General features: G+C 34.7%; 6 protein-coding genes. 5 read left to right on the forward strand and 1 reads right to left on the reverse strand.

Going from position 1 to position 13,231, the window contains the following annotated elements; translation table 11 throughout:
- Positions 1 to 156 precede the first annotated feature (156 nt).
- A complete protein-coding gene (locus EDD66_RS13555; protein ID WP_123610127.1) occupies positions 157 to 2,778 on the reverse strand; it encodes a cation-translocating P-type ATPase in 2,622 nt (873 codons plus the stop codon).
- Between the two features lie 734 nt (positions 2,779 to 3,512).
- On the opposite strand from EDD66_RS13555, the gene gdhA reads away from it, so the two are divergent.
- The 5 genes from gdhA to EDD66_RS13580 all read left to right on the forward strand — a co-directional run bounded on the left by gdhA (position 3,513) and on the right by EDD66_RS13580 (position 13,217).
- Positions 3,513 to 4,847 carry an NADP-specific glutamate dehydrogenase gene (gene gdhA, locus EDD66_RS13560; RefSeq protein ID WP_123610128.1) on the forward strand — a complete coding sequence of 445 codons (1,335 nt, stop codon included), beginning with the start codon at positions 3,513 to 3,515 and terminating at the stop codon, positions 4,845 to 4,847.
- 347 nt (positions 4,848 to 5,194) lie between these two features.
- Complete coding sequence (locus EDD66_RS13565) at positions 5,195 to 8,971, forward strand: chitobiase/beta-hexosaminidase C-terminal domain-containing protein (RefSeq protein WP_170164357.1); 3,777 nt, start codon at positions 5,195 to 5,197, stop codon at positions 8,969 to 8,971.
- A 281-nt stretch (positions 8,972 to 9,252) separates the two neighbouring features.
- A complete protein-coding gene (locus EDD66_RS13570) occupies positions 9,253 to 9,789 on the forward strand; it encodes a cysteine hydrolase family protein (protein WP_123610130.1) in 537 nt (178 codons plus the stop codon).
- Positions 9,790 to 9,945: 156 nt separating this feature from the next.
- Positions 9,946 to 12,024 carry an aminopeptidase gene (locus EDD66_RS13575; protein WP_123610160.1) on the forward strand — a complete coding sequence of 693 codons (2,079 nt, stop codon included), beginning with the start codon at positions 9,946 to 9,948 and terminating at the stop codon, positions 12,022 to 12,024.
- Between the two features lie 65 nt (positions 12,025 to 12,089).
- A complete protein-coding gene (locus EDD66_RS13580; RefSeq protein WP_123610131.1) occupies positions 12,090 to 13,217 on the forward strand; it encodes a 5-(carboxyamino)imidazole ribonucleotide synthase in 1,128 nt (375 codons plus the stop codon).
- Positions 13,218 to 13,231: the final 14 nt, after the last annotated feature.

The raw sequence follows: 13,231 nt of genomic DNA on the forward strand, positions 1-13,231 counted from the left end.
AAAAACATTTGAAATTACTATTTAGTTTACCCCAGCTTTTCTATGTGATGTGGCAAGGCTGATTATTATACTTATTTTATACAATTATCTAATTTATACTCAATCTTTTACTGGTATAACAGCTATTCTTAGGTCATAAGGGAAACTATTAATGGATTATGATAATTTTAATCGAATATACTTTACCGTTTGAATGATAATTAAATTACATAAAGATAATCCGTATACTATGAATAATAATCCTTTTGTTAATGTTGTTACCTCAAAAATTGGTTGTAGTATTGGTAATAATAAAACTGTATTTAGTAATAAGAAGCCTATTAAGAATGCACCGCACAGGTATTTGTTATTAAAGAAACGTTTTGTGAAAAGGATAGGTTCTTTTGTCTTGGAGTTAAAGCCATGCACTAATCTGCCCAGACACATTGTACCAAAAGCCATGGTACTTCCAAGTGTTACGCTGCCCTGTGAAAGACCTATATGATATGCAATCAGTGTAGTAGTACAAATGATAGCCCCCTCTAATAAAATATCAAAAAGAAAATCTTTTGTTAAGATAGATTCATTCTTAGATCTGGGTTTGTCTGTCATTACATCAGGATTATGTGCTTCTAACCCAAGGGCTATGGCAGGCATACTATCCGTGAGTAAATTTATAAATAGTAAATGGACCGGTACAAATGGTACAGGTAAAGCCAGGAAAGAAGCATATAATACGGTTAAGATTGCAGCAGTATTACCTGATAATAAAAATTTAATAGCATTTTTTATATTCGTATATATGTTTCTTCCGTTTTCAATCGCTTTTATTATAGTAGCAAAATTATCATCTGTTAAAATCATGGAAGCAGCATCTTTGGCTACTTCGCTGCCGGTTATACCCATAGCGACACCAATATCCGCCTGTTTTAAGGCAGGAGCGTCATTTACACCATCACCTGTCATTGCAACAATGTTTCCTTTTTCCTGCCATGCCCGTACAATTCTAATTTTGTGCTCTGGTGACACTCTGGCATATACAGATATTTTTTCTACATAATCTCGTAATTCAATATCAGATAAGTTATCTAACGCAGTGCCATCCACTGCTTCTTCATCATCAGATAGAATACCGATTTGTTTGGCAATTGCAGCAGCAGTTATTTTGTGATCCCCTGTTATCATAATTGGTCGGATCCCAGCTTTTATACAATCAGAAACGGCCTGTCTGGATTCTTCTCTTGGAGGATCCATCATTGCAATAAGGCCAAGATAGGTAAAGTCATATTCACTTTCTTCACTAATGTCAGAATAGGAAGTGATTTCTTTGTAAGCGAAAGCTAAGACCCTAAGACCTTCTTTGGAAAAAATCATATTCTGGCTTTCGATGTCTGATAAATCTTCTGCTGTAATTAGTGCAGTACCGGAATTTGTTGCAATTGTTGTTATACGCTTACTTAATACATCTACGGCACCTTTTGTTATAATGTAAAATCTTCCATCTATTTTGTGTACTGTAGACATTAACTTTCTATCAGAATCAAATGGAACTTCTGCTAATCTTGGATATTCTTTTCGAACGTCTATGGCATGATAACCATATTTATCTGCAAAGTTAAGGAGTGCGAGTTCTGTGGGATCACCGATTTCACGTTTTTCCTGCCCATCCTCTGTTTTATTCATTGCGTCACTACATAATAAACTGAATTTGAGTAATCTTAGTTGAAGCGGATGATTTGTATTAAATTGTTCCGGTTCTATTATTTCATGATTAACACAGTATTTTTTTACAGTCATTTTGTTCTGTGTCAGCGTTCCGGTTTTATCGGAACATACAATAGATACACTTCCAAGGCCTTCAACTGCGTGTAATTTACGTATAATTGCATTTTCATTTGCCATTTTTCTTGTTCCAAAAGAAAGTACAATTGTTACGATAGAACTTAGCGCTTCTGGAATTGCAGCAACAGCTAACGCAACAGCAAACATGAAGGAATCTACGATTGCATCTCCACGAAAAATGTTTATACCGAATAATAAAGTACAAATAATAAGAATGATAACAGAAAGTTTTTTGCCAAATTGATCTAAATTCACTTGAAGTGGTGTTTTTTTCTCAGAGGTATTTTTTAATAATGCAGCTACTTTTCCTATTTCAGTATTCATACCTATTTCAGTTACAACGAAACTACCACGGCCGTAGGTAACAAAGCATCCTGCGAATACCATGTTTTTGCGGTCACCCACTCCAACTTCTTCTAAAAGAGTGATATCTTCTTTTTCTGAACTGACACTTTCTCCTGTTAATGCACTTTCATTCACCTGTAAACTTGCATTTTCTATAATTCTTCCATCAGCACAAACAAAATCTCCGGCATCCAGTATCACCATATCTCCAACGGTTACTTCTTTAGATGGGAGTTCTTTCATAGTTCCATCCCGTATTACTTTAGCTGTGGGAGAAGATAAATCTTTTAAACTATTAAGGGAATTTTCCGCTTTTATATGCTGCACAGTGCCTAAGACAGCATTCAGGATTATAACAAGGGCAATGACGAGAGTGCTCTCAAGATCCCCCAGGAATGCAGAGATGGTTGCTGCAAGTATAAGAATAATAACAAGGAAATCTTTAAATTGATCTAGAAATACTAAAAAAGGACTCTTTCGTTTTCCTTCAATTAATTCATTTAAGCCATATTTGCTTAATCGTTCTTTCACATCTGTCTCGTTAAGACCTTGAATGTTCGTTTCCAGTTCCTTTAGTAAGATTTCTTTTGATTTAGTATAAGTATGGTTCATATGTTCCTCCTATGCCTGGCAATAAAGGAAAGCTTTTATGCAATTGTTTGTAAAAAGTGAGAGAAATATTCAGAGGATAACTGATATGCACTATCACATTTCATAAATAAACACGCAAAAAAAGCGAGTGCCTTTATTGCAATAAATTAGTTGCAATAAAAGTCTCGCTTCATTAAATACAAACCGGATATTCTATAAATATATTTAAGAATCTTCGTATTGACGATTTTGTATTACATCTGTTTAGATGTAAGCTACTCCCTTTTATTTCAAAACATAATATTGTGTTATGTTTTTATAAATTAAATGATTATTTGAAATTCATTCAATTAAGTGTTCTTATTGTATATGGAGAAAAGGATGTTTGTCAAGATAAATCTAAAAATAGTTATTAAAGAGGTGTAAATTCTTATGGGGATTCATATTTTCACAAAGAGGGATTTACCATTATACATTTCGGTTCCCCTTGTGGATAGAATAGATTAATAAACAAAATAAAGTTTTGACATGTTAATACGTTAAAATATTAAATTTTTCTTGCATTTTTATTATTTTGTATTATAATAAATTTGAAAAGGCAAAGGCGTCATTTTTGTGTGTTTTTTATGCAAAAAAATGATGCTTTTTTATATGTTTTATACATTTACATGAATAATACACCTTTTCTTGGCTGGAATTACGCAAATTCCACCAAAAGTTGATTAATGCGAAAATACAAGATAAGGAGATTAATTATGGGATATGTTGATGAAGTAATTGATTTAGTCGTGAAAAAGAATTCAAGTGAACCTGAATTCATCCAAGCAGTAAAAGAAGTACTAGAATCTTTAAGACCTGTTATTGATGCCAATGAAGAAACTTATAGAAGAGAAGCTTTACTTGAAAGATTAGTGGAGCCAGACAGATTATTTAAATTTAAAGTACCTTGGGTTGATGACAAAGGTAATGTTCAGGTAAACATAGGATACAGGGTACAATTTAATAATGCAATTGGACCATACAAAGGTGGCTTACGTTTCCATCCATCAGTATATACTGGTATTATTAAATTTTTAGGATTTGAACAAATCTTTAAGAATTCACTTACCGGATTACCAATCGGTGGTGGTAAAGGTGGTTCTGATTTTGATCCTAAGGGTAAATCTGATCGAGAAGTTATGGCATTCTGTCAAAGCTTTATTACAGAACTTTATAAATACATTGGTGCAGATGTTGATGTTCCAGCCGGTGATATAGGTGTTGGTGGAAGAGAAATCGGTTATATGTATGGCCAATACAAGAAGATTACCGGTCTATATGAAGGTGTACTTACAGGAAAAGGATTAACATATGGTGGTTCTTTAGCAAGAACGGAAGCAACTGGTTATGGTTTATTATATCTTACTGAAGAAATGTTAAAATGTAATAACAATGACATTAAAGGTAAAGTGGTAGCAATTTCCGGCTCTGGTAATGTAGCAATCTATGCAACTCAAAAAGCACATCAACTTGGTGCTAAGGTTGTGACATTAAGCGATTCTAATGGTTGGATATATGATCCGGAAGGAATTGATGTAGCTGCAGTGAAAGAAATCAAAGAAGTAAAACGCGGTAGAATTAAAGATTACTTAAATTATAGACCAAATGCAAAATACACAGAAGGTAAAGGCGTATGGAGCGTAAAATGTGATATTGCACTTCCATGTGCAACACAAAATGAATTAGATCTTGATGATGCAAAACAATTAGTGGCAAATGGGTGTTTCGCAGTTGCGGAAGGAGCTAATATGCCAACAACTCTGGAAGCAACAGAATATTTACAAAAGAATGGTGTATTATTTGCACCAGGTAAAGCTGCTAATGCTGGTGGTGTCGCTACTTCTGCTCTCGAAATGACACAGAACAGCGAAAGACTTAGCTGGACATTTGAAGAAGTTGATGCTAAATTACAGCAGATCATGGTTAACATCTTCCATAATCTTTCAGATGCAGCTGATCGTTATAATGTTCCTGGCAACTATGTTACAGGTGCTAATATTGCAGGCTTTGAGAAAGTAGCAACAGCTATGACAGCTCAGGGTATCTGGTAATTAATCAATTAATTTAATAAAGAATTTAGAAGACCCATTCATATTTTAAAAAAATATGAATGGGTCTTTTGTCTTGAAAAAGAATTATGCTAAAAAAAGAAGAAGTAAATAAAATAATCGCACTTGATTGACAAAATATGTAAGAACATAATAAAATAGAAAACATTTGCATCAAATAGAAAGGGAATGTATTAACAGCAACTAGTATATAATGAGGCGGTGATGTAAGCTATATAATTAAAAGTGAGTATTATAAGATTTTAGCACCAGGATGGACATAACTATTAGCGAATACAATGTTTTACATATTGGTACAAGTTTCATCAGAGAGTAAGGAGGATAATAATATGATAAAAAGCAAACGTAGAATAATGTCAATTCTATTAATAGTTGCAATGATAATGAACATATTTTTCTATTGCGTGCCAGGAAAGGCAGAAACGGTTGATCCAATAAAGATAGAGGCAGAAGATTATTCGGATATGAGTAATGTACAAACAGAGGCATGTTCAGATGGAGGTCTAAATGTTGGTTACATAGATGAAGGGGACTGGATGGATTATATAGTGAATATCCCAATGGCAGGAACCTATAGCATTGAATTTAATGTATCTAGCCCATATTCATCAACTAAACTTCAATTTTTGCAAGGCGCAACAGAATTAACAAAAGTAGAAATCCCAAATACAGGGGGATGGCAAAATTGGAATACAATTAATGCTTCAGTACACTTAAATTCTGGAACTCAGACCTTACGCATAAGAGGGGCTACCAATGGATGGAATATTAACTGGTTTCGGTTAATCTTATTAAATCCAGATTCTACTCAAAAAGAGGTAGATGTGCAGGTTACTGGACCATATGTTCAATATCTTGAGATGTCCCTTAGCCCAGGGGACTTAAATGGAGCAACTACACTAAAATCACAAAATACTACGATTAATCAAACTATGAGATATAACGTTGGTGATACGGTAACAATAGGTGTCTACTATATGGTAGATAAGAAAACGGTAGAATTTCGTACTAGGGATGCCAGCGGTAATGGGGTAAAAAGTAATCCGTTAACCTTTACAGTTCATAAAGATACAGTGATAAATGTAGATGTTACAGATGCTCAAGCAGTGGAAACTCCAATATTTACACCGAATGGTGGAAATTATAGTACACCACAAAATATTACAATAAGTTGTACCACAGAAGGAGCAACCATTAAATATACCACAGATGGCTCTATACCAACGGTTGCATCCCAAACATATACAGGAGCAATCAATGTGACAAAAACAACCACTATCAAAGCTATTGCAATGAAGGAAGGATTGTCAGATTCAGCCGTGGCAACGGCAATCTACAACATTGGTTCAGAATTTGAAAATTATGCATTGAATAAGTCAGGAAGGGCATCTTCGGGGAATCCAAATCTTGCTTTTGACAACGATAGCGGAACACGTTGGGAGTCTGATTTCTCAGATCCTCAATGGATCTATGTTGACCTTGGGCAAAACAGGTTAGTAGGTCAGATAAAATTCAATTGGGAAACAGCAAGTGGAAAAGAATATGCAATACAGGTTTCTACAGATGCTAATGAATGGAAAGAGGTATATAAACAGTCAAATGGTAAGGGAGGAGTAGAGAATATCTCCTTTAATGGTGTTACAGCAAGGTATGTAAGAATGTATGGTACTATCAGAAATACACCATATGGATATTCTTTGTTTGACTTTGAGGTGTATGCTCCAACAGCTCCTAAGTTAGAAAAACCTACATTTACAGTGGAACCTGGGGATTATAAAACTCAACAAAGAGTGGGTATTCAATGTGAATCAGGTGCAACTATAAAATATACCATAGATGGATCAATACCTACAGAAACCTCTCCAACTTATACAGAGCCTATTCTTGTGACAAAATCAACTGAAATAAAGGCTATTGCCATAAAAGCAGGGATGAGAAACTCTGAAATAGCAAGTGGAAAATATAATATTATATCTTTGAAAGTGCTCTCGCCTATTAACGGCAGGATGATAACTGATACACGAACACCTGCCTTAACTTGGGAATCAAAGGAAGGGGCGGTAAAATACGAAGTATGGATTAATAAGACTCAAACAGATTATGATTGGACTGTATCAGGAAATCTTTTAGACAGATATACCAAGGTTACAGAAGTAACTGATACCAAATGTGTTGCACCATCATTAGTGGATAGATGGACATACAAATGGTATGTTGTGGCGGTTGATGCCTCTGGAAATAAGATGCCATCCAACATTGGTCAATTCAGTATTTATCTCCCATATTTAGAACAAGTAGATGATGGTATCAATATTGTAAATGGCTGCCGTGATTTAAACAAAAATGGTACAATTGAACCTTATGAAGATTGGCATAATACAGTGGATACACGTATCAATGATCTTATGTCAAGAATGACAAATGAAGAAAAAATAAATCAAATGTTTTTCTCAGCCGAGGACATTGCCAACTTCAATACAATGGCTGGCTATGTTTTTTCCTATGGAACTGAAAACTTTATCAGAGATGCCCAATTAAAAGTAGCAAGACAATCCAGGCTTGGTATCCCAGTTAGTTTTACTGGTGATAAAATTCATGGTTGGAAGACAGTTTTTCCAACTCAACTTGGTTTGGCAGCAACTAGAAATCTTGGTCTAACTTATCAATGTGGAGATCTTCAGCGCAGAGAACAAAAGGCATTCGGATTTACCGGTACTCTTTCCCCTTTAGCAGAAGTTGATACGAAGGTACTTTACCCTCGCTTTCAAGAAGGGTGTGGTGAAAATGCAGATTATGCAGCAGCAATGGTGCGGGCAATGGTTGCTGGAATGCAAGGAGGTCCGGAGTTAAATCCCAAATCAATCTTGATTACGGTGAAACATTGGCCTAGCCAAGGCGCTGGTGGTGAAGGAGCACTAACTTATGATAGTACAACGATTAAATACCATATGAAGACTTGGTATGCAGCAATGGATGCAAATTGCAGTTCTATTATGCCAGGATATAGTTCAGCTCCATACTTAGATCCTACTGGAGAGGGTGCAGGATCTAGTAAGCCAACTCTTGATTATTTAAGAAATGTAATTGGATTTAAAGGTGTAATTATGACTGATTGGCTGGCAGCAGATACCAATACTTCTGTGAAATGTATCAGTGCAGGTAGTGATGTAATGGGAGGAGCTCCATCTACGGGAACGGATTTCAATGCGTTAATTAATTCCGTTGGTTGGGATAGAATTAATGAAGCTGTACGAGCAATACTGAATACAAAAATTAGAATGGGAATGTTGGAGAACCCATATGGGGATCCAGATTATCCGACTACTATATGGCATAGCCCTCAGAGTCAGGAAATTGTAAATGAAGCGGCACGTCAATCCCTCACACTTTTAAAAAATAACGGTATTCTTCCATTGAAGGTTAACAGTGGTGATACTCTTGTGGTAGCAGGCCCAAGAGCTACTAGTGATGATCGCGCCACTGATAATATTGCAAATGTTATATGGCAATCAATTTACCATGATAATACCCAGGCAAAATCTTATTATCAAGGAATTAAGGATAGAGCAGGTTCAGGTGTGAACGTTGTACTTAATAATGCTGGTACAGCAAAAGCAGCAGTAGTTGTTATTGGTGAAAAGAGCTACACTCATGGTACTGAATGGGCTGATAAAAGGTTAACTTTTCCTGATGATCAAGTTGCAGTGATAGATGATTTTAATAGACGTGGAATACCAGTGATAGCTGTCATTGTAATGCCAAGGCCTTATGTTTTAACAGACATATTGGATAAGTGCTCTGCTGTAATAGTGGCTTATAGGCCAGGAAATGGGGGAGGACTGGCTACATCACAATTAATATTTGGAGATTACCTGCCTAAAGGAAAGTTACCATTCCAGCTTCCAAGGTCTGTGAATCAAGTAGGAACGGATAGTATCTCAAATATGCTTGAACAATGGGATTTACCGTATGATCTTGGAGCTACGGCTTCTGAACGTGAAGAAATAAGAAACTATATTGCGAATGATCTACCAGTGCCGACAACCTACGGAAATCCACTATTCCCATATGGCTACGGATTGCAGAATTTTACACCGTCAGATTAAGTTTTACTTGATAATTTAATAAGATATTATTGATTGGCTGTTCTGGAAGTTAAGATTTCTTAATAACCAGAACAGCTTTTTATTGAATTTTTCTAATAAATACAATTAAAGTTTTTAACTTTTAGAGATGTCACGTTTATGGTATAATATGAACACTTAGCGAGGTATTTTCCAGCTTAGTGAGAATATATACCTAGCCATTTAATGAGGTGTTTTCGAATTTAGTGGCTATGGTATAATGTTTTATTTATTACTATGATTATCATTTTTGAGGTGAGAATATGGAAGATACAGCGTTATTAGTCATAGATATGCAAAACGCTTTAGTTCAAGACAATCCTTATAATATTAATAGTGTCCTAAAGAATATAGAACATATTATTACTCTATGCAGAGATAATTCATTGGAAGTTATCTATATCCGCCATGATGGCGGGGCTGATGATGAACTGGAATATGGTACAAAAGGATGGCAGATTGATAAGACCCTGAGGCCTATGGGCGATGAGAAAATATTCGAGAAAAAATTTAATAGTGCTTTTAAAGAAACAAAATTAAAAGAGTATCTGGAATCAAAGAATATTAAAAGACTTATTATAACTGGAATGCAGACAGAATACTGTATGGATACATCAATCAAAGTTGCATTTGAATACGGTTATGAAATAATTATTCCCAAAGAAACGAATACTACATATGATAATCAATTTTTAACAGGACAAGAACTATATGAATTTTATAATGACAAGATATGGGATGGAAGATATGCCCAGATAATGACAATAGAAGAACTGGAAAGAAAAATAAAAAGTAGATAATACATCTAAAATAATCAGTTAAAATATGGTATACTCTTAATATTAGATAATTGGTTGACCAGATTAGATATCATGGGAAATCTTTTATTTTAAAATTGGAAGAGATGAAAGGAAGTGAAACTTAGTGGGTTCTAAAATGTGCTCACTAAATTAGTTATGGATTATAAAATATTGTTTAAAGAACAGAACGAAGAGATAAAAGAACGTTATGAACTTGCCATGAACCGTGTTGCTGATATTATAAATGAGGATAGTGTAAAAGAACCTTTCAAAGATTATTTTGAAAAAGTGGCCTCCTTTATTCTACAGATAAAAGAGCTTGTAGAAATGGTTGAAAGCAGCCAGTTAGCCAAGAAATCAATGAATGAACTAAAAGTTTTAAATGAAAGCCTTTATGAAGATATTATTTTAGAAAATTACAATGTAAGTTATGCTAATCCAGAATATTCGATGAAGACATTAGGAGAGAAATATGCTAAATTATTGTCTTTTTTATATGCTGAGATTCGTGGAATGATTCCATATGCATATGAAAGCAGATTATTTGATATTACCATCTATCTGGAATTGTTTGTTGAAATATATAATTATTTTGAAGAAGAAAACGAACATACTTACAAAGATGTAAAATCTGCAATCTATTATTTTGTAAGTGATTATAGTGAGATTACTGTAAAATATCGTATAAGAGAAGCTCTTGATCCTGAGCTGAGTTTTGCGACAGATATTATTATGAATGAAGATTTAACAGATTTAAGATATCTTTATTCCTTCGGTGAATATATTACGGAAAATGAAATTGCTATTGCGACTTATCTTAATAATCTTGACGAGAGTGCAATTGAAGCAATGGCAAAAACTTATGTAGAGGGTTTTAGGAAAGGATTTGAACTTGCCAGGATCGATCTTAGTAAAAAAACGACGGTTAATATTCGATATTCGGTGGGGTTTGAACGAATCGTCCGTGTAGCTATTAAAGAATTTGAAAGGCTGAATTTAAAGCCAGTCATATATCGTGCAGCAGTGGCCAGTATTCATAAGAATCAACATCATAAGATCGGTTATTATTCAACAAGTCCAAATAAACAGTATGATTATGATCATAGATTTGATGATGCAATTTACCTTGATAAAGCATTTACAGAACAAAAGTTAGTTTATTTGCGTAAAGCTTATGATGAATATAAGGAACTTGCTAAGGGATATGCAGGACCGGCTGTTATGGAGACATTTGGTGAGAGACCATTTGCGCCAATTAACAAACCAGAGGCTGCAAAGTTAGAGGATAAACAACAGAAATTAGCCGTAAATTATCGTAGAGATGCAAGCTTGATTATTGAAGACTATATAAAGAGCAGTGAATATAGTTTTACGATCATTGCATATCCAATTCCTGAAATTGGAGAGTACTTTGAAGAAATCTTTAACGAAACAGTAAAGATTAATACATTAGATTATCAAATGTATAAAGAGATTCAGCAGTCCATTATCGACGCATTGGATCAGGGAGAATACGTTCATATTTTAGGAAGTGGTAAAAATATGACAGATATTAAAGTAAAGCTCCATGAACTGCAGAACCCAGAGAAGGAATCAAATTTTGAGAATTGTCTTGCAGATGTAAACATACCTGTAGGGGAAGTATTTACTTCTCCAATGTTAACTGGTACCAATGGCATATTACATGTAAGTAAAGTATATTTAAATGAACTGGAATATAAAGAATTATATTTAACTTTTGAAGATGGCAAGATAAAAGAGTATACCTGCGGTAATTTTGGGGATGAAGAAGCAAATAGGAACTTTGTAAAAGAAAATCTAATGTATAACCGGGATACACTGCCACTTGGAGAATTTGCAATTGGTACCAATACTACGGCATATGTTATGGCAAGAAAATATGATATTGCTGATAAATTACCGATCCTTATTGCAGAAAAAACAGGTCCCCATTTTGCGGTAGGAGATACTTGTTATCGAATGAGTGAAGAAAATAAAATTTATAACCCGGATGGAAAAGAAATCGTAGCAAAGGATAATGAATGCTCCATTCTCAGAAAAACAGAGATTGAAAAAGCATATTTTAACTGTCATACAGATATTACCATACCTTATGATGAGCTTGGAGAAATCTCAGTATATAATCATAATGGAGATAAAACCGTGATTATTAAAGATGGAAAATTTGTGTTAACAGGAACTGAGAGATTGAATGAAGTATTTGAAAATGCCTAAATTATAAGATACTTGATTGATGGAATACAAAGGAAAAGAATGAAAGCAACAGCAGGAGGGACAATATGACTAAGATAGGTATCGTAGGTGGCGGACAACTTGGTAAGATGATGATTCTTGATGGAAAAAGGTTGGATCCTTATTTTGTGATATTGGATCCAGTCAAGAATTGTCCTGCAGATAGTATTGCTGACGAACATATCATTGCAGGATTTGATGATTTGGAAGCAATCAAGGAATTAGCAGAAAAAGTTGATGTAGTTACCTTTGAATTTGAACATATCAATGTAAAAGCACTTCAAATTTTAGAGGCCAATGGTCATAAGGTATATCCATCAAGTGAAACTTTACTTCATATTCAAAATAAATATGAACAGAATATCTGGCTTCAAAAGCATGAAATTGCTATTCCTGATTTTGCAGAGGTGAAGAATATTTCTGATATTGAACAGGCAGGGGAGAGGTTTGGGTATCCGATGATTCTTAAAACCTGCACCGGAGGATATGATGGTAAAGGAAATGCAGTTATTAAAACAAAAGAGGATGTTACAAAAGCATTTGAAGCTTTGGGCAGAGGTAAATTACCTTTGATGGTTGAAGAATTTATTGCATTTGAGAAAGAAGTATCTGTACTGGTATGTCGCAGTACCAGCGGCGAAATCAGAGTATTTCCGGTAGCAGAGAATATTCATGTAAATAGTATCTTAGATGAAACTATAGTACCAGCCAGTATTAAAGAATCAACCAGAAATGAGGCTATGAAGGTTGCCCAAAAAGCAATTGAAGCATTTAGCGGCTATGGAATGTTTTGTATTGAACTATTTATAACAAAAGATGGACATGTTCTGGTAAATGAGATTGCGCCCAGACCTCACAATTCAGGACATTATACCATTGAAGGCTGCTATACCTCTCAATACGAGAATCATATCAGAGCAATCCTTGGATTGCCGCTTGGAGATACCAGCTTAATTCGCCCTACGGCAATGAAGAATCTAATTGGAAAAACCAATGGAGATGCTGTTGTAAAAGGTGTGGAAGAAGCATATCAGAATGAGCATGTAAAAATCCATATCTACGGTAAGGAGAAAGTAGCTATTGGAAGAAAAATGGGCCATATTACCGCAACTGCATATACCACTCAGGAAGCATTGGAAGCAGTACGTTATGCCTATTCAAGAATTTCTTTTTAGAGTATTTTCTCCAT

Source organism: Mobilisporobacter senegalensis (assembly GCF_003752155.1).
Lineage (GTDB): Bacteria > Bacillota > Clostridia > Lachnospirales > Lachnospiraceae > Mobilisporobacter > Mobilisporobacter senegalensis.

Bases quoted from the DNA above. Each gene is read 5' to 3' on its own strand.
- EDD66_RS13555 (WP_123610127.1), bottom strand. From the start codon at position 2,778: ATGAACCATACTTATACTAAATCAAAAGAAATCTTACTAAAGGAACTG.
- EDD66_RS13565 (WP_170164357.1), top strand. From the start codon at position 5,195: ATGATAAAAAGCAAACGTAGAATAATGTCAATTCTATTAATAGTTGCA.
- EDD66_RS13580 (WP_123610131.1), top strand. From the start codon at position 12,090: ATGACTAAGATAGGTATCGTAGGTGGCGGACAACTTGGTAAGATGATG.
- EDD66_RS13575 (WP_123610160.1), top strand. From the start codon at position 9,946: ATGGATTATAAAATATTGTTTAAAGAACAGAACGAAGAGATAAAAGAA.
- EDD66_RS13570 (WP_123610130.1), top strand. From the start codon at position 9,253: ATGGAAGATACAGCGTTATTAGTCATAGATATGCAAAACGCTTTAGTT.
- gdhA (WP_123610128.1), top strand. From the start codon at position 3,513: ATGGGATATGTTGATGAAGTAATTGATTTAGTCGTGAAAAAGAATTCA.